Source organism: Wolbachia endosymbiont (group B) of Erebia ligea, assembly GCF_947179575.1.
Taxonomy (GTDB): Bacteria; Pseudomonadota; Alphaproteobacteria; order Rickettsiales; family Anaplasmataceae; genus Wolbachia; species Wolbachia pipientis_C.
In genome coordinates, this window is sequence record NZ_CAMXBW010000003.1 from 68092 (window position 1) to 90317 (window position 22226).

Annotated in this window: 21 protein-coding genes and 3 pseudogenes; 17 read left to right on the forward strand and 7 right to left on the reverse strand. The window is 33.2% G+C overall.

Translation table 11 applies throughout. The features are described from left to right. Nucleotides 1–36: 36 nt before the first annotated feature. Nucleotides 37–966, forward strand: coding sequence for a gamma-glutamyl-gamma-aminobutyrate hydrolase family protein (locus tag OM962_RS05165; RefSeq protein WP_264331053.1), 930 nt, complete (start codon nucleotides 37–39; stop codon nucleotides 964–966). A 231-nt stretch (nucleotides 967–1197) separates the two neighbouring features. On the opposite strand, the gene ubiH is transcribed toward OM962_RS05165, so the two are convergent. After that, nucleotides 1198–2355, reverse strand: coding sequence for a 2-octaprenyl-6-methoxyphenyl hydroxylase (gene ubiH / locus OM962_RS05170; RefSeq protein WP_264331054.1), 1158 nt, complete (start codon nucleotides 2353–2355; stop codon nucleotides 1198–1200). A gap of 161 nt (nucleotides 2356–2516) precedes the next feature. Between ubiH and OM962_RS05175 the strand changes: the two genes are divergently transcribed. After that, on the forward strand, nucleotides 2517–3152 hold the full coding sequence (locus tag OM962_RS05175) for a hypothetical protein (protein ID WP_264331055.1): 636 nt from the start codon (nucleotides 2517–2519) through the stop codon (nucleotides 3150–3152). A 224-nt stretch (nucleotides 3153–3376) separates the two neighbouring features. Here OM962_RS05175 and OM962_RS05180 read toward each other — a convergent pair whose 3' ends face one another. Next, a complete protein-coding gene (locus OM962_RS05180) occupies nucleotides 3377–4045 on the reverse strand; it encodes a septal ring lytic transglycosylase RlpA family protein (RefSeq protein WP_012481726.1) in 669 nt (222 codons plus the stop codon). Nucleotides 4046–4071: 26 nt separating this feature from the next. Between OM962_RS05180 and OM962_RS05185 the strand changes: the two are divergent. Further along, a pseudogene (locus OM962_RS05185) lies at nucleotides 4072–4900 on the forward strand (Mur ligase domain-containing protein); the annotation flags it as partial. Nucleotides 4901–5340: 440 nt separating this feature from the next. On the opposite strand, the gene OM962_RS05190 reads toward OM962_RS05185, so the two are convergent. Continuing rightward, entirely contained in the window at nucleotides 5341–5931 is a 591-nt protein-coding gene (locus OM962_RS05190) for an MFS transporter (RefSeq protein WP_245801406.1), read from the reverse strand. Next, a complete protein-coding gene (locus tag OM962_RS05195; protein ID WP_254229636.1) occupies nucleotides 5928–6500 on the reverse strand; it encodes an MFS transporter in 573 nt (190 codons plus the stop codon). The genes OM962_RS05190 and OM962_RS05195 overlap by 4 nt, the downstream gene beginning before the upstream one ends. A gap of 16 nt (nucleotides 6501–6516) precedes the next feature. Here OM962_RS05195 and OM962_RS05200 point away from each other — a divergent pair, with 16 nt between their 5' ends. Both OM962_RS05200 and OM962_RS05205 read left to right on the forward strand, forming a co-directional pair. Continuing rightward, nucleotides 6517–7074, forward strand: coding sequence for an acetyltransferase (locus OM962_RS05200; protein WP_264331057.1), 558 nt, complete (start codon nucleotides 6517–6519; stop codon nucleotides 7072–7074). A gap of 253 nt (nucleotides 7075–7327) precedes the next feature. Further along, entirely contained in the window at nucleotides 7328–8257 is a 930-nt protein-coding gene (locus tag OM962_RS05205) for an AEC family transporter (protein WP_264331058.1), read from the forward strand. Between the two features lie 532 nt (nucleotides 8258–8789). On the opposite strand, the gene OM962_RS05210 is transcribed toward OM962_RS05205, so the two are convergent. After that, complete coding sequence (locus OM962_RS05210; RefSeq protein WP_264331059.1) at nucleotides 8790–8951, reverse strand: hypothetical protein; 162 nt, start codon at nucleotides 8949–8951, stop codon at nucleotides 8790–8792. 150 nt (nucleotides 8952–9101) lie between these two features. On the opposite strand from OM962_RS05210, the gene OM962_RS05215 reads away from it, so the two are divergent. From OM962_RS05215 to OM962_RS05225, 3 genes are read left to right on the forward strand one after another with little or no spacing between them, the layout of a single operon-like run. Then, nucleotides 9102–9281: a transposase gene (locus OM962_RS05215; protein ID WP_264330453.1), complete on the forward strand. Its 180-nt coding sequence runs from the start codon at nucleotides 9102–9104 to the stop codon at nucleotides 9279–9281. 47 nt (nucleotides 9282–9328) lie between these two features. Continuing rightward, the gene (locus tag OM962_RS05220) at nucleotides 9329–9448 is read left to right on the forward strand and encodes a hypothetical protein (protein ID WP_264330464.1); all 120 of its coding nucleotides are present in this window, start codon (nucleotides 9329–9331) and stop codon (nucleotides 9446–9448) included. A gap of 28 nt (nucleotides 9449–9476) precedes the next feature. Continuing rightward, nucleotides 9477–9959, forward strand: a complete 483-nt coding sequence (locus OM962_RS05225; RefSeq protein ID WP_264331174.1) for an IS630 family transposase — start codon at nucleotides 9477–9479, stop codon at nucleotides 9957–9959. Between the two features lie 205 nt (nucleotides 9960–10164). On the opposite strand, the gene prfA is transcribed toward OM962_RS05225, so the two are convergent. Continuing rightward, the gene (prfA, locus tag OM962_RS05230; RefSeq protein WP_264331060.1) at nucleotides 10165–11256 is read right to left on the reverse strand and encodes a peptide chain release factor 1; all 1092 of its coding nucleotides are present in this window, start codon (nucleotides 11254–11256) and stop codon (nucleotides 10165–10167) included. 110 nt (nucleotides 11257–11366) lie between these two features. On the opposite strand from prfA, the gene yihA reads away from it, so the two are divergent. Together yihA and argB are read left to right on the forward strand one after the other, a co-directional pair. Beyond that, a complete protein-coding gene (gene yihA / locus OM962_RS05235; RefSeq protein WP_264331175.1) occupies nucleotides 11367–11963 on the forward strand; it encodes a ribosome biogenesis GTP-binding protein YihA/YsxC in 597 nt (198 codons plus the stop codon). Further along, nucleotides 11938–12876 carry an acetylglutamate kinase gene (argB, locus tag OM962_RS05240; protein ID WP_225247199.1) on the forward strand — a complete coding sequence of 313 codons (939 nt, stop codon included), beginning with the start codon at nucleotides 11938–11940 and terminating at the stop codon, nucleotides 12874–12876. The genes yihA and argB overlap by 26 nt, the downstream gene beginning before the upstream one ends. 370 nt (nucleotides 12877–13246) lie before the next feature. Here the strand turns inward: argB and OM962_RS05245 are convergent, their stop codons facing one another. Next, entirely contained in the window at nucleotides 13247–14770 is a 1524-nt protein-coding gene (locus tag OM962_RS05245; protein WP_264331061.1) for a hypothetical protein, read from the reverse strand. Nucleotides 14771–14950: 180 nt separating this feature from the next. On the opposite strand from OM962_RS05245, the gene OM962_RS05250 reads away from it, so the two are divergent. The 7 genes and pseudogenes from OM962_RS05250 to OM962_RS05280 form a co-directional block, all read left to right on the forward strand. After that, nucleotides 14951–16228, forward strand: coding sequence for an adenylosuccinate synthase (locus OM962_RS05250; RefSeq protein ID WP_264331062.1), 1278 nt, complete (start codon nucleotides 14951–14953; stop codon nucleotides 16226–16228). A gap of 158 nt (nucleotides 16229–16386) precedes the next feature. After that, complete coding sequence (locus OM962_RS05255) at nucleotides 16387–18483, forward strand: hypothetical protein (RefSeq protein ID WP_264331063.1); 2097 nt, start codon at nucleotides 16387–16389, stop codon at nucleotides 18481–18483. A gap of 102 nt (nucleotides 18484–18585) precedes the next feature. Then, on the forward strand, nucleotides 18586–18822 hold the full coding sequence (gene infA, locus OM962_RS05260; protein ID WP_007302820.1) for a translation initiation factor IF-1: 237 nt from the start codon (nucleotides 18586–18588) through the stop codon (nucleotides 18820–18822). Continuing rightward, a complete protein-coding gene (locus OM962_RS05265; protein WP_264331064.1) occupies nucleotides 18819–19430 on the forward strand; it encodes a Maf family nucleotide pyrophosphatase in 612 nt (203 codons plus the stop codon). Before infA ends, OM962_RS05265 begins: the two co-directional genes overlap by 4 nt. Nucleotides 19431–19507: 77 nt before the next feature. Further along, nucleotides 19508–20709, forward strand: a pseudogene (gene tnpC / locus OM962_RS05270) (IS66 family transposase); the annotation flags it as partial. 66 nt (nucleotides 20710–20775) lie between these two features. Beyond that, nucleotides 20776–22008, forward strand: coding sequence for an IS256 family transposase (locus tag OM962_RS05275; protein ID WP_264330447.1), 1233 nt, complete (start codon nucleotides 20776–20778; stop codon nucleotides 22006–22008). A 38-nt stretch (nucleotides 22009–22046) separates the two neighbouring features. Next, nucleotides 22047–22205 (forward strand): annotated as a pseudogene (locus OM962_RS05280) (IS66 family transposase); the annotation flags it as partial. Nucleotides 22206–22226 lie beyond the last annotated feature (21 nt).

Below are 22226 nucleotides of genomic sequence, written 5' to 3' on the forward strand. Positions count from 1 at the left end.
GTATATTATAGTATTAATATAATTATTTAGGAAATAATGTATAAATGTTACAATAGAATATTTAATATACTATTAATTACATTTCTACTATTAAGTAATATCGCTTATAGTGAAAAAGCAAACAAAGAACCATCTGCTTTGACAGCAGAGAATGCAGTAAATTATAATATAATTGTTGGTTTATTGAAAACAGATGAATCTCAAAATATCTATGAGATATTCAATAATTTTGGGGTTAAAACTATATTCATTGACTACGACAAAATAATTAATCTAAAAGAAATCCAAGAAGAGTTTGCAAAACAAGATGAAATATTGGCAAAAAAGCTGATACTAGATCGAATAAAAGTTGAAGTTGCAAAATTTATCAAAAAGCAAAAGATAAACAGAATATTTATTTCAGATAACTTTCATTCAGCTCTTAACCCTTACCGCCAGCTTGTGAATGAAGCAATTGTAAAAATAGTAGATGACAATCCTACAATTCATTTGCTTGCCATATGCGGTGGTTTACAAGACATTATGTATGCAAAAGAAATTGAAGTAACAAATGTTGTTAATGATGAGAAGAATCATTTAAAATCAGCACAAAAAGAGAATATACCTCTTCAGCAGATAAAAATTGTTCCAGGTAGTCGTTTGGAAAAAGTGGTAGCTAGATTTTTACTACCTAATCAAAATGGCTGGTTTTCAACTTATTTTCCGAATGCTCATTCAGGTACAGTAAGTAATACTACAGAGAATAGAAGAAGGCTAGAGCTACTTGGATATAAAATTGCAGCATTTGCCAATGACGGGGTAATAGAAGCTATCGAAGATAAGCGTGGTAATATTTACTTTCAAAGTCATCTAGAAGCCCTTGTTGTCAAATCAGATAAAAACTCTCGTTTGTCAAGCCAAAAGGTACGTCAGGTTTCAACACTAGTTGCTATAGCGATTATAAATGATTTTCTTCATCGCGTTTAATGCTAAAATAAGGAAAATCATCTAATGTCATGCCAGTACCCTTTTTCTTGTCATTCCAGTGCGTGACGCTGGAATCCAGTTTTTCATTTCATCAAATTTAGCATAAGCTCAAGTTTGCTTATAAATTTTTCTGGATGCCAGTGTCTGGGCACTGGCATGACATTATGGAATTTGAGCTCCAGTGTCAGCTATTTGAATGACACCTGATTATGATGAAAGAAATCTAATGATTTATATAAACCCCATAGCATGTCGAACGAAGCTTTTTTTAAGAAAATCTGAATTTTCAACTACCATTAAACCAAGATTTCTCAGAACTTGAGCGCAAAGTATTCTGTTGGAAAATATTCTATTTAGTCCATCAGTTGCAAGTGCCATAGTAAAATTATCAAAGTATCTGTCACATGAAATTTTCTTCAATAGATAATTACTGCCAACATCAATGCCAGAGGATTTTGTAGCAGTTATTTGTCTAATAACACTCTCTACATCTCTCATTCCAAGGTTAAGTCCTTGACCTGCAACCGGGTGGATTGAATGTGCTGCATCGCCAATCAGCAAAATTCTGCTTTTATGCAGCTTTCTTGCAAAAGAAAAACTCAAAGGATAGAATCTTCTTTCACCCTCTAACTCAATTTCTCCCAAATAAGAACCAAATCTTTTTTTGAGTTCTATGACAAATTCCTCTTCGGATAAGCTCATCAGCATTTTTGAAATTTCGCATTTTTCTGTCCAAACTATTGAAGAAGTATAGCCACCTTTCATTGGCAAAATTGCAAATGGACCACCAGGAAAAAACCGCTCTACAGCTAAGTTTTGGTGATGTAGTTCATGTTTTACATTAAATACCATGCTATTTTGTTTATAACCAAATTTTATCATTGGTATAGAAAACAGCTCTGGCAGCTTAGAGTTTTTACCTTCAGCGCAGATAAATAGCGATGATATCAATTTTTGATCATTATCAAGAGTAACTTCCATGTATCCTTCGTCACAAGAAATTGTTTTATAGGAACGTGGAGAATATATATTGAGTTTATGCAAAAAATTGTTATTGATTGCATTCCATATAATAGCGCTCTTGATTACATAACCCATTGGTTCTTCACCGACCATTTTATGATCATAATGCACAGTAAATGGGCTATTTCCATCTAATATGCATATATCAAGTATTGGTTCAGCTTCGCCTTCTAAGAGCCGCCAAATCCCTAATTTTTCTAGTATTTTTTTTGATCCTTGAGAAATGGCAAATGCTCGATTATCATCAACTGTACGTGGCAAACTACTTTTTTCAATTACGGCTACAGATACAGAATCATCACTAAGGCCAATAGCAGTAATAAGACCAATCAGCCCACCACCTGAAATGATTACATCGTAACTCATTTTATTAACCTAAAATTATATTATACCCATTTTGAAAATAGTTTAAACGAACTTTGTAGACACTGAACTTCTCATTACTATCTTAGTTATAACCAAAATAGTAATAAAATATTAATTATTTTACACTAAATTAGGTCTAATTTTATTAAAGGAGCCAGATTATGACTACAGATTGCAAAAAAGAATTACTAAATTGCATTAGCAAGTACAGAGAAGAACTTGCAGAAAATAAAGCAGCAATTAGACAAACCTTAACTAGCGATAAAATTAATATAAGCGATTACTTTTATCAGGGTGATAAAATCTGTAACAAAGAGCTGTTTAACATAGGAAGTGAGTGTCAAGATACAAAATATGGTAGTCGACAAGAATATACGTATGATGAGTGGAAGGAAAAAATTGAAAAACCTCATGCTAAAGATTTGCTAAAGACGTTACAAAATGAAGTAAAAGGTAAAATATTAAAAAGTTTTGAAGATTATGAAAAATATCATAAAAATGCTACTGAAGCTATAAAAAGAGAATTAGACATAGATTCAAAATTAAAGGCAATACTCAAAGAAAAGCAACAACCAGAAACTGATGAAACTCGAGCATATTATGACGTTATACGAGGTTTATATGAAAATGGAGACATGCGCTCTCAACTAAAGTGCAATGATCTTGATTGTTTTAATAGAACAATAGAAGATAATCTATCTCAAAAACAATCCGAGCTAGCTGCTATAAAGGATGACTTTTTGGATAATACGCAAAATATTTTTCAACATATTCAAGTTGAAGATAGTATTTTTTAGAGAAATAAGATTATGCTATTTTTTTAATGAAATTTCTTAAGTGGTAGATTATTTTTTACAGCTATAGCTGAGGTAGCTGTCACTACCTGAAATGTAACAAATAAAATACCAATCTTAAATATTGCTATATTTCACGATAGTTTCTCAACTTGACGCACATGCTTTTGGAACATTCTCATTTGTCAAATAGTTTCTGGCATGCTACACAATCTGTAATGCAGGTTTTAACTTACTTTTACGCAATATTGATCATTCTTGAAAAGCAATCTAACATTTTCTATTCCTTGATTACGAAGCTTTGATGCAGCTGATTTAGCTACCTGAGCGTTTACAAAAAATGCTACATATCCCTTACTTTCTGCATTGTTTTGTTTTGGGTGACGTTTCTGCATTTCTTTTTCATATTGCCTTTTGTAATGAGGAGTATTTTGTATCAATTGTTCTGACCTCTTTCTTAAGTACTCGACTTTTACCTTCGCAAGCCCAGACTTATGAAGTCCTAAAACTTGTGCTGCTTTTTCTGACAAGTCTATTATTCTACCTTCAACAAATGGCCCTCTATCATTAACTCTTATAACAAGCTTTCTTCCATTTTCTAAATTAGTAACACGAACAAAGCAGGGTAGGGGCAAGGTCTTATGTGCTGCAGAAATCAAGTGACGATTAAACACTTCACCGTTAGCTGTAATTGTGCCATGATCTTCTATTCCATACCACGATGCTATTCCTACTTCCTCATAACAGCTACAGTATTTTGGGTGGTAGGTGATACCATTTATTGTATAGCTATTGCCAATTTTATAATGACCTGCGGTGTGATTACACCTATTGCTAAAACTACAACTACTCATCAAAACGAATATTAGACATAGAAAGGCTAGTTTTTTTATCATTGTACTTAGTGAAATGGTTCGATACCATGAGGATTTTAAATTATACTATAATAAATTTAGTAATAAGTAAACGTCTACTGCCAAATATGCACAGCACTAAAAAAGAAGTAATACATATAATCGGTATAGGTGGAATTGGAATGAGCGCAATTGCTGAAATTCTTCATAATTCCAGTTATAAAGTTCAAGGCAGTGATACGCAATCAAACGACAATATAGATAGGTTACAAAAATTAGGTATAGAGGTCTATATTGGTCACAATGCAAGTAGTATTAGACAAGCTCAAATAGTTGTACATTCTTCCGCAATAAAACCTGATAATGTGGAGCTAGTTGCAGCAAGAAATAACAATAAAACCGTTTTGCATAGGTCAGACATGCTGGTTAAAATTATGAAAGGTAAATATGTGATAGCAGTTTCAGGTTCAAGTGGCAAGACGACGACGACAGCTATGATTGCTTCCATTTTTGATCATTCTGGTGCTGACGCCACTGTAATTGTTGGAGGAATATTAAATTCCTATCAGAGTAATGCAAAACTTGGCAAAAGTGACATTTTCTTAATTGAGGCTGATGAGTCTGATGGAACTATGTTAAAAATTCCTGCAGATATTGCTGTTGTAACAAGTATTAATGACGACCATATAGACCATTACGGTACATTTAACGACATCAAAAATGCGTTTTCTAGATTTGTAAACAACGCGAATTTTGCTATTTTGCCTGATTCTGCAGACATCAATCATGATGCGAGTAATTCTATAAAGTTTTGGTTTGGAAATGGTAAAATTAGAGCTAGCAACATCAAACAACACAATAATAGCATAGAATTTGACGTGCTGATTAGTATAAACGAAAGTAATCGTATTCCATTGTCCACTACTCGAGTAGTTGAGAGGGGTGGAATAAAAGCAGCCCTTTCTTCATCACCTCAATGCTTGAAACTGGATTCTCGTTTCAATGTTAAACAAGATACTATAGAATTTAAGAGGACAATCCCTAGAAAATCTCTACATTCAAAAAAAGTAAATCGTACTAATGCTATTTGAACAAGCTAGCGTAAAAGTAAGCTAAATTTTTTAAGGTACAAAAATAGCAAGAAACAGTTGTTTGAAAAAAATTGGAATTTGATTGGATTGCTGAAAATTGGCTCTCAAACTTTAGGCGCATGAGCAAGATAATACTCTTTAACTAATATAGATTAGGTGATTTGGAAGAGATACATCTAGAGCAGCCGGCAAAGTTACAATACATATTACCGCAATAACTAGAAATGAGAAGGATCTATATGGTGATTATAGATTTTTCCAGACCTTGAAAACAATAAATAGACAGTAAATTAGAACTACTGCAAAAAAAACAAGAATAGCTACACTGGTTGCTTGACCATCGTAAACGTAGCTTGTTAAGCCGATAAAAATAGCCATGATAGAAGCTCTAATAAATGAAATTGCAGAAGAAGTTGTGCCTTTCATTTCAGGGAAAATATTTAATGATGCATTGAAAATGACTGCTTGACAAATTCCACAGCCAATACAAAAAATAACCATAGACAGCGTTACTAAGTAGTAAGCACTGGGCATGATTATACTGAATATTAAAAGTGATAGGGATCCAATAGCAATTACGCCTGTACCGGAAATTACACACCAAATTGCTCCAAGTTTCTTTAAGATCTTACTGGAAAACAGGCTAATTAGTGAGAAAGACCCAACCATTGCACCTTGATGTAGCGCATAAATAGTGCTGGATAAACCAAAAGTTTCCATATACAAAAAAGGGCCACAAGTAATGAATGACATATAAGCCGCAGAAAAAAGGCTCTGTGCCAAAGACAACACCATAAATTTTGAACTTGATAATAATTTTTTATAGTCTTTCATCATTTTTTTAGACTAAAAATATCACGGTCCTTTTTTGTTTCTGGTAACAGAAAAAGCAGCAAAACCCAAGAGATGAAACAAAGTATTGCAACACTTGCATAGTTGCCACGCCACCCAACAATTTTGTTGATGAAACTGCCTAATACTGGTGCAATTGCTATGAGAACTGTGATAATAGAATTCATGATTCCAATAAATTTTACTGCTTCGTTGCCTTTATAGCTATCTGCAATAATTGCAAACACAACTACAGATGTGCTAACACCAATGCCTTGAATAAAGCGAGAGATTAAAAGCCAAGAAACTGACAGCGCAAAAACACAGCCAACAGCACCGATGAGTAGCAAAGTGTTGCCTATGATCATCATCCTTCTTCTGCCATAGCATTCAGACAATGGACCAAAAAATAACCCTCCTATGCAAACGCCTAAAAAATTATAAGCAATAGTTAATTGAATTGTGCCTTCCGGTACGTTAAAATAGCGTACTATATCAGGAAAACTAGGTACAGAAATATCAATTTCAATGAACTTAGCAATTAGAGATAGAATTAATAAAAACGGTAGTAACACTTAAAATCTTTAATTAATGAATAAAAATATCACATTTAAAGCGTTGAAAGAAGAACATTTTTCACTATTATTAAAATGGGTAGAAATGCCCCATATAAAGAAGTGGTGGGATACGGATATAAATTGGACACAAGAGTTAATTGAGAAAAAATATAGCAACTACGTTAAAGGATTCAAACGTTTGAAATTTAAGACACAAATTATTGAAAAACCAATGCACGCATTCATTATTAATTGTGATGGAGTTGATATTGGTTATATTCAATATTACAACAAACATGATTTCCCACCTGAACAGATCTATAACACTTTAGAACTTCCAGAAAGTTGTGCTGCTATAGACTGGTATATCGGAGAGCTGAATTATGTAGGTAAAGGAGTTGGTTCACAAGCTTTGAATATATTTTTAAACAAATTTGTCTTTAAAGTTTATGAGAATGCCTTTGTCGACCCAGGTATAGCAAATGTTTGTGCAATCCGTGTTTACGAAAAAGTTGGCTTTAAAAAAATTATGGAAAGTAATAGTGCGATTTTAATGATTAAGGCAAGAATTCCTGAGAACCATTCAAGATGAGTGTTTTTTCAACAATCTACCTAAATTACTACAAGTGGTTTATAAAAATATACAAGGAGCTTTATACAAACTTAACATAATTTAATCATAAAAATATCATTATTAAGTCCTATATAAGAACAAATTTTGGCACTCAGTGAATCTTTTTTAACTAACTATGAACTTGATTAATTGGAAAATAAATTTTACTTGCTTTTACAATACCTTAAAATCTAATATCACTTTATCAGCAAAGATATCACAATAGGCTAGTATGTTCTTCACTCTTTTCCTCAAAATATTACCTATTTACATTACAATACTTATTGGTTACTTAGCAGGAAGATATCTTAAAATTGATAGAAATACTATATCTCAAATACTCTTTTATATAGCTAATCCAATAGTGATTTTATACGGAGTATCTCATACAGAAGTTAATTTAAAAGTAATTTCTCTGCCGATTTTGATATGGTTTATAGGTAGTACTATGTCCTTATCAGTGTATTATCTTTCTTCTTTTTTATTTAAGGACAACATGAGAAACATATTAGCGTTTAGCTCGGGCAGCACAAGCATGGGTTATTTTGGTCTACCGATTGCCATGGCTTTATTTGATGAAGATTCAGTGTCTGTGTATGTTGTCTGTTACATAGGAATGGCACTATTTGAAAATAGCTTGGGATTTTATATAGCTGCAAATGGTATCTATACTGCAAAAGAATGCGTATTAAAGTTACTCAAACTTCCTTCATTATATGCGATGATTCTAGGCTTCTTTTTAAGTATATATGATATACAAATACCCACTTTTTTGACAGATGTTATGATAAATATTAGAAGTACATTTATCACATTAGGAATGGTGCTGCTTGGAGTAAGTATTGCACAAATTACAAATTTTAAAGTAGATTGGAAGCTTGCTTTGACCACTATTGTAGCAAAGTACATATTCTGGCCGTTATTTGTTTTGGGAATTGTCTTACTAGACAAGCATGTTACAGGTATATATGATGAAAGCATCTATAAAGCACTGATGTTACTGGCTATTATTCCAATTTCTGGATCCAGTATAATACTTGCTAATATTTTAAATTACCAACCAGATAAAGCTACTTTATTGCTCCTAATTAGTACTGCAGTGGGACTATTTTATGTTCCACTTATAATATCATTATTTTTTACTAAACTTGTCCCTTTTTGATCAAAAATTTAAGCGCTAGGCCTATTCACAAAACTTGAATTTAGACTAGACTTCTTGGATAATCATAAAAGAAACTAATCCTTTTTTCCTCTCCTTTCTTATTTTTTTACACAGAATAGGAAGTTATCAATTGATGGAATTTTCGCAATAATGTCAATAGCAGTAAGATTTCCTACACCTTTTAGCAGGTCTATAGTTGAATTTGGATGTTCTATGAGCAGCAACAAATAAATGTAACTTGCCTTTTTCTATATGATGCTATTAACCGAATAGGTATTCGCTTGACATTTCCATATCTTTGTTATCATTAGTAATACTAAAGGAAAAACTAAACTTAATAAGATTTGGAAGCATATTGTTGTTCTATGATTCACGTAATGCTGCTATGCCTTCGTTGCAAACGTCGTCATAAAGTAAATTAAATTCTTTAATATTTGAAAAACTACCACCCCTTAGCGCACTCATTAATATTATTCTACTTTCAACATCAATATCATTAGAAATTAAATCAAGTTTAACAAGATTTGGAAAGTTACCCATTCTTTAACAATTTAGTGATTGCTATTGAGCCTTCTGCGCCAATAATGCTAGAAGTTAATTTACACTCAGTAATATTTGGAAGATTAATATTCTCTAATGCTTCATTTAAAACTTCTCCGCACTGAGCATCAATATAACAATTAGATAAAGTCAAGCTTGTAATATTTTGCTTTTTCTGTAAAAAGTTTACTATAGTATTTCCTAAAGTAAATGATAAAGGTATAATAAAGTATTTGAGTTATAATGGCATATATAGTATTTCCTAAAGTAAATGATAAAGGTATAATAAAGTATTTGAGTTATAATGGCATATAGTGTGGATTTAAGGGAAAAGGCAGTATTGATGATAGAAAAAGGTAAGACAAAGGTTGAGGTAGCAGAGCTTATGGAGATAGGAATAGCAACTCTGTACCGTTGGTTAAAAAAGAAAGCTGCTGGTGAAAGCCTCAAGCCATCTAAAACGGTAGCTTTATTCGAAAAATAGACCCCAAAATACTCGAAGAATATGTTACAAAGAATCCAGATCATACTCTGGCAGAGATGAAACAAAATCTTGGATTTGGAATAAACTCAATTTGGTATAGACTAAAACAGCTAAAAATTACTTTAAAAAAAAGTCACACTATATCAAGAGCGCAATCAAGAAGATAGGGAGCAATTTATTGATAAAATCTCAAAAATAGACCATTCCAACATCTTATATATAGATGAAGCAGGAGTTGATAATAAGTTATACCGAGAATATGGACGCGCTCCAAGAGGAAAGAAAATTTATGCAGATATTCCAGGGAGAACTCGAGAGAGAATCAGTATAGTAGCCGGGTGGATTGGAAAGAGATTTATTGCACCAATGACTTTCAAAGGTGGGTGTGACAAAGAGGTATTCAATACATGGTTGGAGAAGATGTTATTACCTAAATTGCCACTTGGCACAACTATAGTTATGGATAATGCTACATTTCATAAGACCACTAAAACAAAATCATTAATAGAGTCTTTTGGCTGTCATTTGCTGTATCTTCCAACATATTCACCAGATTTGAATCCTATAGAATACTGTTGGCATACCATCAAAAGCCGCCTCAGATCTCTCATGTATAAATATACAGACTTACAGCTTTTGGTTGGTAATACCATAATGGAACTTTATCATCCATTTTAGAAAATACTATAGCTTCTCCATATATACATATAGATTATTTAACTCTAAGGTGTTACTATTAACATATTGATTAAAGTCAACTTCCATAGTTTCTGTAAGTTATAGAGCTGCCAATTACAGCATAAATTTAAATAATTGTCAACCTTATGAACAACTAACTTTACTTCTTTTTAACCTGATACCTATGCTTTGTTTCAAATTTCCATCAAAAAGTAACATTACCTCCTCCAGTCAACCTTTCTGCTTCATTTCGTGAAATCAATGCCTCAATAAATTCATCTAGTTCACCTTCTTTTATAATCTGTTCTAGTCGATGTGAAGTGAGATTAATTCTATGATCTGTTATTCTTGATTGTGGAAAGTTATAAGTTCTTATACGTTCAGAGCGATCTCCAGAACCAATTTGGCTTTTCCTCATTGTTGACCTTTCCATTTCTTTTTTTTGTCTTTCAATTTCGTATAGCCTTGCTCTCAACACTTTGAGCGCTTTAGCCTTATTTTTGTGCTGCGATTTTTCATCTTGCTGTATTACAACTATCCCTGTTGGCAAGTGGGTGACCCTTACTGCGCTGTCAGTTGTATTCACTGATTGCCCTCCAGGACCACTGGATCTATAAACATCTATGCGTAAATCTTTTTCTTCTATTTCAAAGTCAACCTCTTCTACTTCAGGTAATATTGCAACAGTAGCTGCGGAAGTGTGCAATCTTCCTGATGATTCAGTTTCTGGCACTCTTTGTACTCTGTGCACCCCTGACTCAAATTTCAGTCTTGCAAAAACTTCTGTTCCATTAATGAGTGCAGAAGCTTCCTTATAGCCACCTATACCTGTATTAGAAATACTTATTGGCTCAAACTTCCAATTTCTTCTTTCTGCATATTTTTGATACATACGAAATAACATCGCTGCAAATAATGCTGCTTCTTCTCCGCCTGTGCCTGCTCTAATTTCTAATATTGCATTTCTTGAGTCATCTTCATCTTTGGGTAATAATGCCAACTTTAGTTTTGCTTTTACTTTCGGTAATAGTATCTTTTGCTTCTCAAGAAGTTCTTCTTTTGCTAACTCTTTTATATCACCATCGCTGTTCTCAGCTTTCATGATTTCTTCTAAATCTGAAATTTCCTCTTTTAATATATTATATTCATCGATTATCTCGATAATTGGTCTGAGTTCAGAGTATTCCTTTGAAAAACTAACGAATTCTTTTTGACTCAAATTGGTAGGGTTTTCCAGATTTCTCTCTACATCAGAAAACTTTTTTTTTAAGTCTTGTAAATTATTCTCTATATCCATATAGTACAGGTCTAGTTTTCAGCTGTTTAAGTAAGTAATATATACTGAAATAAAAAATTTCTTATATCAAGCAATAACACTATAATTGTCTCGAATATTTCTACCTAAGTATAATGGCAAAACAGATAACATCAATCTGCAGCTTCATATTTGGAGCTTCAGACAAAAAATCATTACCAGATGAGTCGGCTCCAGAGATTGCATTTGCTGGTAGATCAAATGTAGGAAAATCGAGTTTAATCAACTTGCTGATAAACAGCAAAAAAGCTGCAAGAGTTTCTTCTAAACCTGGATGCACTAGACAAATAAATTTTTACTCTATGTACAATGATAAGTTTAGGATTGTCGACCTACCGGGTTATGGCTATTCTTGTGCAAGCAAGGAAGAAGCAGTACAATACTTAAACCTAATTGAGTACTATCTAATTCACAGGAGAAATCTAAAAAGAGTGTTTGTGCTTATAGATAGCAAGGTAGGATTAAAAGAAATAGACAAAGACTTTGTTTATTGGTTAATATGTAATAATATTAACTTTAATATTGTGCTAACAAAAATAGATAAAGTGAGTCAGGAAAGTCTAGATGCTATTCTAGAAAATACTCAAAAGTGGGTTAATAATGGATATGTGTCAATTCATCAAATAAGCATTCGTGTTAAGCATAAAATCACCAAGATAAGAGATGAGTTTTTCAAATTTACAAGATAAAAAAATGAAAAGTGATGAATCTTTAAATGGTAAGATGCCATTGAAGGAAAAAACAGAAATATTATTTGAAGTTCTGTCTAACATACCTAAATTTGTAGGCGAAACTTTTATCATCAAATGCAGCAGTGTAATAATCTCAGATGAAACGCTGCTTAGTGCTTTTGCGCATAATGTTGTTCTGTTGAAACAGCTTGGTATAAATCCGGTGGTAGTTCATGACGGAGAATATGAAATTAACTCAGTGTTAAAAATGCTAGGTATGAATGATAAGTTTATAAATGGTGTTAGACTTACAGACAAAAGCACTATGAAAATCATTGAAATGGCACTGTGTGGTTCAATTAATAAAAAAATTGTTCAGAATATAAATTCTGCTGGTGGTTCAGCTATTGGACTATGTGGAAAAGATGGCAACCTCATAAAAGCTGAAAAGATAAGCACTACGTTTAGGGAAAATAGATTAAATAATATTGAAAAAATACTAGACATGGGATTTATCGGTAGACCAACTGAAATCAATCCTGATATATTATTCTTTATTGAAGAATCAGATTCTATACCAGTTATTGCACCTATCGGTTATGGAAAAAATGGAGAAACATATCATATTGATACTGATAGCACTGCAAGTGCAATCGCACTTGCAGTTTACGCATCTAAAATGATAATCTTGAGTGATACAGATGAAGAAATAAGCAAAGTTGGCAATAGAAGAGTCTTGATTAAAAATTTAAAAGAATCGATTGATTGTGGAAAAATTAAAGGAGAAAAATTTGTTGAAAGGCTTATGTCATATACTAAAATGGTAGAAGAATGTGCAGGGGTTGTTCACATAGTTGATGGTAGAGTACCTAACATTATACTTGATTTATTTACTGATAATAATTCAGGTATATCAATAATGGATGATTAATAGCTATACTTCTTATAACCATATGAACATTGAAAATTTGGGAATAGCTTATGTCAAATCCCTATTCTCTTTTCCAGTTTTTTAGGTTTTTTTTCTTGCAAGCATAATAGTTTCGTACACATAATGAAACCAAATGGTATTTTCAGCTTGATAACAGAGGAAAATAAAGAGGGCTTGGGTGTAACACTCAAATAATGATTTACCTTATGGATACCGATAGAAAAGTTGACTAAGGTATACAATTCTCTCTGCGTCAAGTTACTCAAGATATCGAATCTACAAACGCTTTGGATTGAGTGTATTTGGTCAATTTGAGTTCTTTAAATGAAAGGCGAAAATTGAGCATACTACGCCTCTGTACACAGTATCTTTAATGCAAATGCCCATGTGATTCCATAGATAATCTCTGTTTTTTTATTTTATCTGTCCATTTATCATTTTCTATATCTTGTTTGTTGGTTGCTCTTTTTTCTTGCTCAACAATTGCCTTATCTATCTTCTGATGAATTGCATTAATTGCATTTTTTTCTTTGTATACTTCGCTTTTTCCTTCAACAATTAAATTGGTAAAAATATTTACAACAAACTGCACTTGATTATGATTAACCTGACCTTTTATCGAAGAAGGTAAAGAGTTTAATTCCATCAATACTTCTGATGCTGTTTTATCTTGAGTGGAAAGCCCTAAATTATCTGCTACTTCACTTATTAATAACTCTCTGTTTTCTTTATTATCTTCCAATTTAGTATAATCACGCAGTAGATCCATAACTGCAGATACTCTGACTTCAATAATATCATCAACATCTTCACCTCCTAGAGCAACTCCTGATCCCAATAATCTCTCTCTGAGATTTTTCTTTAAAAGATTGGTAAATTTTTCATTTGCACCCGATCCTGTAGTAGATATTGTACCATCTAAATAGTTGTTTACTTTGATTTGAGTACCTAAGCTATGCTCTATTTGTATTTTTGCCTCAGGTTTAAATCCTAGTTTTGCACAGAATTTCTGAAAATATTCTTTAATAATGTCAAACAAGGTCTTGCCATTGTCTTTATAGTTTTTCAACTCTTCAGGAATAGTAAGTGATAATTTACCATCTCCATATTTTACAAGGTCTTCACCATATTGAGACTCAAGTGTAAATTCTAATGAGCTGGATAGGTCACATATTTTCTCTTCCGGATTGTCAATCGTGGTTATAGGTATTGCCATATCAGACGTCACTTTTATGCGGTTGTGGTCAGTGCAGTAAATGTTTAGCACTTTTTTAGGACTGTGTGGAGTTAAATTACAACTACTGAGTGCAGCATGAGATTCATTAAATATACCAGCCCCATACCCTGCTTGATTACAATTGGTGACTAACTCTTCTAAAATAGCATCACTTGGAACCCTTGCTCCAGCGTATCTAAACATTTCCTTAAAAATTTCCTTTGCTAATGCACGGTAATCTTTTTTGGAGAATAGATGATAAGAGCTTCTCCCTGCGTTATAAAATCTCTCAAATTCCTTTCTATATTCATCAATTTTTTTTTCATCAGCAACTGTAGGGCTATTACAATGATTTTCCCAAACTTCAGATAGTCTATCTTGATCAAGCTCCTTAAGTACTGGTTCCATAAAAGCTTTACCTTCTTCAGAGAGGTTATCAAAATTATCACGGTTAAAAATCTCATTTTTATAATCTTTAGCTCCTTCCTTAAATGCAATAATAAAATTTTTATCTATTTCTTTTTCATTAATAATAAAATTCATTCTTTGAAAATCTAAGAACATTGTTTCACCGGAATTCGCTAATTTATTATCTTGATCTGCTCTTAATTTACTAAAATTGAATTCTTTAGCTGTGGCCTTTAATCTAATTACCGGACTCTTCTTTGCCTCTTTCATAATTAACACCTTACTATAAATATGCTGTAAGTTGTAACATATAATGATGAATAATTTGATAATATATTAAGAAAATCGATAGTATATTTCTTTATTTTAGAGATATAGGAAAGGCGTAGATTTCTCTTTTCATTTGTAGCATGCTGCATTAATATTTACGTATTAATCTAGAAAATAGTGATGAATAATATTGTAATTGTTGGTCTGCAATGGGGTGACGAAGGCAAGGGTAAAATAGTAGATTATCTTTCTGAGAATGCAGATGTAGTTGTGAGATTTCAGGGAGGAAATAATGCAGGGCACACTATAGTAATAGATGATGAGGTTTATAAATTAAATTTACTGCCCTCTGCTGTTTTGAGAGCGGACAAAATATCTATTATAGGAAACGGTGTTGCTCTTGATTCACATGCTCTAGTCTCAGAAATAGAGTCATTGAAAGTTAAAGGAGTGGACGTAAACTATAACAACTTGATGGTATCCGAGAGCTGTCCATTAATACTTAGCGTACATAAGGACAAGGAAAAGCTATTTGAAGATTTAAATGGAAATCACAAAATTGGTACAACAAACAAAGGGATAGGGCCATGTTATGAAGATAAAGTTGGCAGGAGAGCTATACGCCTTTGTGACTTAGAAAACACAGATGAGCTCAATCAAAGAGTGGACGCTCTCCTGAGTTACCATAATGCTATCAGAAAAGGACTTAACTACCAGGTAGTTAAAAAAGAAGAAATATTAAAGGAAATTCAAGAGATTTCAGAAAAAATTCTTTTATATAAAAAACCTGTGTGGAAGATACTAAATGATTTTATGAAAGAAGGTAAGAAAATAATATTTGAAGGCGCTCAAGGCGCATTTTTAGATATCGACCACGGAACTTACCCTTTTGTTACTTCAAGTAATACCGTAGCATCTCAAGCGATAACAGGCTCAGGATTATCCTACAATGCGCACATTATTGGTGTAGCAAAAGCGTATACAACAAGAGTGGGTAATGGTCCATTTCCTACTGAACAAAATAACGAGATTGGAGACAGCTTATTTTCTATAGGTAAGGAACTTGGAACAGTAAGCAATAGAAGAAGGCGCTGCGGATGGTTTGACGCAGTTTTAGTGCGCCAGGCCGTACAACTCTCTGGAGTTTCAAGCATTGTATTAACCAAATTAGATATTCTTGATTCTTTTGATACTATTAAAATAGGCACTGGTTATAAGTATGGCGGAAAAATGTATGATTATTTACCCGCATCACATTCAATACAAAAAGAATTAGAGCCAATATATGAAGAATTTCCTGGTTGGAAAGAGAAAACTCAAGGCAAAAGGTCAGTTAAGGAATTACCTGCAAATTTGATGAAATATGTGAGAAAAATAGAAGAATTAATAGGCGTATCAATTCATCTAATTTCAACTAGTCCCAATAGAGAGGATGTTATTAAGCTTAAAAATCTATGAAAACGTCTTGTTAACTTTTATCTAATAAAAAACGATACTTGTGTGACTTCAAGCAATCTATTATGCAAAGTAGCAGCGTAAACGTACAGTGAGTAGTGTGATTTTTCTTAAATACATGTTGATTGTTATAATATAAACATAGTTAATGGAGGCGTATTATGATTGCAGGTTTGACTAAGGGAGACAAAGCAATAAAAGCGGAAAAAACAAGTGATCAGCTGAGAGAATTGTCAGTTGCAGAATATGTAGTTAAGTCAATACATGACTTGCAAAAATTGCATAATAGATTATGTTCATCACAGGGCAACAATTGTGTTAATGATAGAGAGAAGTTTGTCCAAGATAGTGATGGGCTTGGTATATTTCAATTTCTCAAAAGCTATATTAATGATGTAGAAAAAAATGAGCCTTCCATTAAGAACCTTACTATAATGAAATTTCTTCGCTCAATTATAGAAGATAGAGAACTGTATAAAAAGTTATGCAGTTTCGATGATTTTCTCGATTGTGAGTTAGAAAATTTGAGAGATAGGATAAGCTTATTAGCGCTTTTAAGAGAAAAGATGGACTTTACTGATATACAAAAAGCTTATGGTAATTGGCGTTTTAGTAATCTAATAGGTGATAATGATTTTAAGCGAATGTATGTGGATGAAGCAGTAAAAGAAAGAGAAAAGCCTGTTAATGAGGACTTTGAGAAAAATATAGGTAAATACATAGAGTTAGTAAAGGAAGGAAAAGAAGTTGCAAGTAGGTATTTTGGAAAATGGAAAGAGGACTTTCAAGTTTACTGTGAAGAAATTGACAATAATAATAAAGTTTTGAATATTAACCTTACTCATTACGACAATAGTGAGCCAACAAAGATTAATGACGTTTTACAGCAAGAGAAAGATATTAAAGAACTGAATATCTATTGCAATAAAAAACATGAAATGCACGCTCATAAAAAAGATAAGAAAAGATATTATGAATTTAAAGAAGGTGCATATTATGAAATGACAAGCACTTGGGCTGCAAAAGATGGATCAGGAATGTGTACCATGATTATGAATGTGAGTAGCGATGGCATAACTGAAATACTAAAATTTAATGGTGAAGATTTTGTTTCATCGAAGGAGATTCTAGAATTAATAAAGCAAAACGATGAATTATATATTCAAGGTCTCTCCTTATATGATGCTGTAATGGAATCACTAGAAGAGGATAGGGCTACTCCTATTAATTTTTACAATGAATCTATGGTGGCTTATCAAGGTAAGGAACCAGAGGGGAAGTTAGATCATAAAGTTGATGCTGATAATAGCCTTCCTTCTTCTCCTTCTATTAATAGCAATGCATTGGAAGCCAATTTACAGCACACTGAAACTCAACCAGAAATTGCTTCACAACAAATAACTGATTTACAAAACAGTTTTGAAAAAGAAGAGCGAAAAAACACGGAATTGCAAACTGAACTGGCACAAAAAGATGAAAAGTTAGCAAGTGTGTTAGCAGAGTTACAAGAGAAAGCACAAGAACTTAAAAATGTATGTGAAGCAAAAGGAAAGCTAGAGGGTAAGCTAAAAGGTGTTAATACAGAAAAGAAGGAGTTAGAAGACAAATTAAAAGAAGCAGCACACATAATGAAGGAAAAGGAGCAGTATATAAGCAATTTAAAACTTCAAGTGCAAGAGTTGAAAGATGAGCATAAAGCACAACTGGAATCTTATGAACAAGGGATATGCAAACTAGCATGGGAAGTTGAAGAGTTAAGAAGCAAGCTAGAGTGTGAGAATGAATGGGATGATAAAGTTGTAGAAATAGCTGATGGACTGGGAGAAAAAATTCATGCTGATGAACAAAGAAGCCTCAATAATCAATTTTATACTCCAACAAGAAATATTTTTAATGAGACTAATAATGAGTCTTGTGTTCCACTGGAAGAAAAGATGACGTTACTCAGATCTTCAAGCTCTGATGGCGGATATGGTAGTGATAATGGTTTATCTTCTAACATGAGTTCTATTGAACAAAGAAGCTTCAATCATCAATTTTATACTCTAGCAGGAAACGTTTTTAGTGAGCCTGATAGTGCCTCACAAAAGAAGACAGAGTTATCCAGATCTTCAAGTTTTGATAGTGGACTTGATAGCGATGAGGAAAATTGTGATAATGATTTATCTTCTAACATAAGTTCTATAAGTTCTGTTGAGAAGGTGGCAGAGAGTAGAAACGTAGGTAACTTGCTTTCCTCTTGTATTATATGGAGATAAGTTGCAAGAGGAATACTCACGTAGAGTATAAAAATCTCCTGTATTGATAATAATTTAAAATCTATAGTAGACTGAAAAAGATTATTAAATTATAATACAACAATGATAAAAGAAGACAAATCAAAAACAATTTTTGAAGTGGAAGGGGCAGTAACTGCTTTACTACCTGCAGCAGAATTTAGAGTGAAGCTGGACAATGAACATGAGATTATCTGTCATGTATCAGGAAGAGTGAGAAGAAGTAAAATACGTATTATTATAGGCGATAGAGTGTTAGTTGAGATGAGTATTTATGATAGGAATGCAAGAAAGGGTAGGATAATAAAAAGGCTCAAGTGATAGAACAATCTCTAGATAATCTTATTCTTGCTTCATCATCAGAAAGGCGAGTAGCCTTACTAAAACAAATAAATATTAAGCCAGGTTTGGTTTTGCCAGCAGATACAGATGAATCGCCTTTGAAGAAAGAGCTGCCAAAAGATTACTCAATCCGTATGGCAAAAAGTAAAGCCGAGAAAATACAAAGTGCAAATCCAAATTACTTTGTGCTTGGTGTTGATACAGTTGTTGCTTGTGGTAGAAGGATACTGCTCAAAGCTGAAAACGTTGAGCAAGCAGAAAAATGCGTTCGCTTGTTATCAGGAAGAAGGCATAGAGTATACACCAGTGTGTGTTTATTAACTCCTGATCAATCTAAACAGCATATTAGGACTGTAGTTACAATAGTGAAATTTAAGCGTCTCAGCGAACAAGAAATTAAATATTATTTAGCATCAGAAGAGTGGAAAAACAGGGCAGGGGGGTACAACATACAAGGTCTTGCAGGAATGTTTGTATTATTTTTACGTGGCTCATACTCTTCTGTAATAGGGTTACCATTACATGAAACCCATTGCTTGCTAAGTAATTACTTTAACCGTATCCGTTCAGAGGTGTGGCAAGGATAAAAAACAATTGACATAATATATTAAAGTAGTAATAACACAAAATGTTGATAGTAAAGTAAGGCTAGATGCTTCAATTGTTGATCAGTATTGTAGAGTTATGTAAAAACTTAGAGCAGAAAGTAGCAAAGATTGAAGAAAAAAATAAAATCTTAGAAATAGAGAATGCTGAACTAAGAGAGAGACTCGGCTTAAACTCAAGGAATTCATCTTTACCAAGTTCAAAAGAGCTGTACAAAATAAAAAAAGACACACCAGAAGATAAGTCAGAGGGCGGCAGGAAGATAGGTGGTCAAGTTGGACATAAGGGGAATTGCCGAGCTAAAATGGAAGCAGATGAGTGGTGAAGGTAGAGTTACCAAATAGATGCGAGTGTGGTGAAGAAATCGCAATATCGGAAAAACCATATGTCTATCAAAAAGTTGATTTACCAGAAATTAAGCCTTACGTAGTTGAGTATCAATTAGAACATGGTCGCTGTCGTAAATGCGGAAAAAGAAGGAGTAGCAAATTACCAGAAGGAGTTACACCGGATACCTTTGGTCCTAGAGTTAAGTCAGTAGTTGCATCACTAAGTGGGTTTTATAAGAATTCAAAGCGAGAAATAGCGAATATTATGAAAGACATCTTTAACATGAGTATAAGTGTTGGTAGTGTGTCCAATAGTGAAGCAAGGGTTTCGTCAAAATGTAAAGAAGCCTATGAACAAATAGAGGAAGAAATAAAAGCAAGCGAAATTTTGCATATTGATGAAACCAGTCACTACAACAAAGGCAAATTGGGATGGTGCTGGATGTTTGCCAACAATAAAGCAAGTCTTATGAAGTTAGCAGATACAAGAGGAATGAAATTTTTAAAGAATAGTGCATTTTGTGATTACAAAAACCTGGTAATTACTGACAGATATGCAGTTTACAACCACTTCAGTGATGAAAAACGACAAATTTGTTGGGCTCACTTATTGAGAAATTTCGAGAGGTTATCTCATAGTTGGAATAGTGAAGTAATGAGACTTGGCCATTGTTTAAAAGACGCAGCTAATGGATTGTTTGTATTAAAAAACGCTTTGTCAGAAAATGAAATTAGTATTTCAAAGTTCACTAAGCAAGCTAAAGAATTACGAAGATACATACAGTACTGCATGATAAAAATATCTTATATACTTGAAGCAAAAGGAGCTTCACGAACGGTAAAGGGTATTATAAAATCCGAGTCAATGATGTGGACATTTTTGGATGACCCAGAGAATATTCCATTAACGAATAACCATGTTGAGCGGGAACGTTCAAAAAAGTGTGTCAAACCGAGAAGTAAAGTAATAAATTGATATAAAAAATGGAGGTTTGATATGAGTCAAGCAAATAGAACTAATGGGTTGGTAGATTATAAAGAATTAGAAACAAATATCCTGTCATCTATACGAGAAGGAAAACCATTGACAGGAAAAGATGGAGCATTAACACCGTTTATAAAAAGGTTGCTAGAGGCAAGTCTGGAAGGTGAAATAGAAAACCACATGTCAGCTAAAAGTGAAGAAAATAACCGAAGAAATGGGAGAAACGCAAAAACTTTACGCACGAGTGGAGGCTCATTTGAGCTGCTAACACCAAGAGATAGGGAGGGAAGTTTTGAACCACAAATAGTTAGAAAAAGGCAAACAAGCCTACATCCAGAACTTGAAGCAAAGGTATTAAGTACATACGCCAGTGGCATGGGATACAGAGACATAGCTTCACACGTTGAGGAAATATATGACCACAAAATATCAGCAGCAGAGATATCCAGTATTACTGATAAACTGCTACCAATAATCAATGAATGGCGCAGCCGTCCACTGCAATCAGTATATCCAATAGTGTTCATGGATGGCATGTTTTTTAAGGTTAAGGAGGATGGACATTGTGTAAGCAAGTGTATGTATAACATATTAGGCATAGATCAAAATGGCAGAAAAGAAGTATTAGGTTTTTATTTGGCTGAAAGTGAGGGAGCTAATTTCTGGTTGGGAGTGCTAAATGACCTCAAAGAAAGAGGAGTAGAAGATATTCTAATTGCCTGCATTGATGGGCTAAAAAGCTTTTCTACAGCTATAAATAGTATATTTCCTAAAGCAGAAGTACAACTATGTATAGTGCATCAGATAAGGAATTCACTGAAATATGTATCTAGCAAAGATGTAAAAGTTTTCATGAATGATTTGAAAAAAATATATCGTGCTTCAAGTAAAGAAATTGCCGAAAATTATTTGCTTGAACTGGAGGAAAAATGGGGCGAAAAGTATCCATTAGTCATAAAATCTTGGCAGAATAATTGGGAAAATTTGTCCAGTTATTTTAAGTATTCAGGTCCTGTTAGGAGGCTAATTTATACCACTAATCCTATTGAGGGACTGCACAGACAGATTAGAAAATTTACTAAAACCAAAGGCTCATTTACTAATACAAATGCCTTGTATAAACAGGTATATTGTGCTATAAAAAAAGTAGAGCAAAAATGGGCTATGGCTTTACCTAATTGGGCTTTAACTATATCTCAACTTGATATCTTTTTTCCTGATAGATTAAAAATTGAGTTGAATTAAAAATACGGTTTGACACACTTTTTTGAACGTTCCCTGTTGAGCGACAGATACGGCATTATGTTGTCTATCGTAAGAATTCATATTTTGCACAGTCAGAGCGAGGGAATAGATTTCTTGAGCGGATAATTTCGTTGTATCTGACTTGGAAACAAAAGGAATTAAACCCTTTTCAAAACCTGCTAGCTGTTGTTTCTTAAACCACACCTCTGAACGGATAC

What these genes read in the sequence shown, in the direction of transcription:
- OM962_RS05165 (WP_264331053.1), top strand. Translation starts at nt 37, where the DNA reads ATGTATAAATGTTACAATAGAATATTTAATATACTATTAATTACATTT.
- ubiH (WP_264331054.1), bottom strand. Translation starts at nt 2,355, where the DNA reads ATGAGTTACGATGTAATCATTTCAGGTGGTGGGCTGATTGGTCTTATT.
- OM962_RS05175 (WP_264331055.1), top strand. Translation starts at nt 2,517, where the DNA reads ATGACTACAGATTGCAAAAAAGAATTACTAAATTGCATTAGCAAGTAC.
- OM962_RS05180 (WP_012481726.1), bottom strand. Translation starts at nt 4,045, where the DNA reads ATGATAAAAAAACTAGCCTTTCTATGTCTAATATTCGTTTTGATGAGT.
- OM962_RS05190 (WP_245801406.1), bottom strand. Translation starts at nt 5,931, where the DNA reads ATGATGAAAGACTATAAAAAATTATTATCAAGTTCAAAATTTATGGTG.
- OM962_RS05200 (WP_264331057.1), top strand. Translation starts at nt 6,517, where the DNA reads ATGAATAAAAATATCACATTTAAAGCGTTGAAAGAAGAACATTTTTCA.
- OM962_RS05205 (WP_264331058.1), top strand. Translation starts at nt 7,328, where the DNA reads ATGTTCTTCACTCTTTTCCTCAAAATATTACCTATTTACATTACAATA.
- OM962_RS05215 (WP_264330453.1), top strand. Translation starts at nt 9,102, where the DNA reads ATGGCATATAGTGTGGATTTAAGGGAAAAGGCAGTATTGATGATAGAA.
- prfA (WP_264331060.1), bottom strand. Translation starts at nt 11,256, where the DNA reads ATGGATATAGAGAATAATTTACAAGACTTAAAAAAAAAGTTTTCTGAT.
- argB (WP_225247199.1), top strand. Translation starts at nt 11,938, where the DNA reads ATGAGTTTTTCAAATTTACAAGATAAAAAAATGAAAAGTGATGAATCT.
- OM962_RS05245 (WP_264331061.1), bottom strand. Translation starts at nt 14,770, where the DNA reads ATGAAAGAGGCAAAGAAGAGTCCGGTAATTAGATTAAAGGCCACAGCT.
- OM962_RS05250 (WP_264331062.1), top strand. Translation starts at nt 14,951, where the DNA reads ATGAATAATATTGTAATTGTTGGTCTGCAATGGGGTGACGAAGGCAAG.
- OM962_RS05255 (WP_264331063.1), top strand. Translation starts at nt 16,387, where the DNA reads ATGATTGCAGGTTTGACTAAGGGAGACAAAGCAATAAAAGCGGAAAAA.
- infA (WP_007302820.1), top strand. Translation starts at nt 18,586, where the DNA reads ATGATAAAAGAAGACAAATCAAAAACAATTTTTGAAGTGGAAGGGGCA.
- OM962_RS05275 (WP_264330447.1), top strand. Translation starts at nt 20,776, where the DNA reads ATGAGTCAAGCAAATAGAACTAATGGGTTGGTAGATTATAAAGAATTA.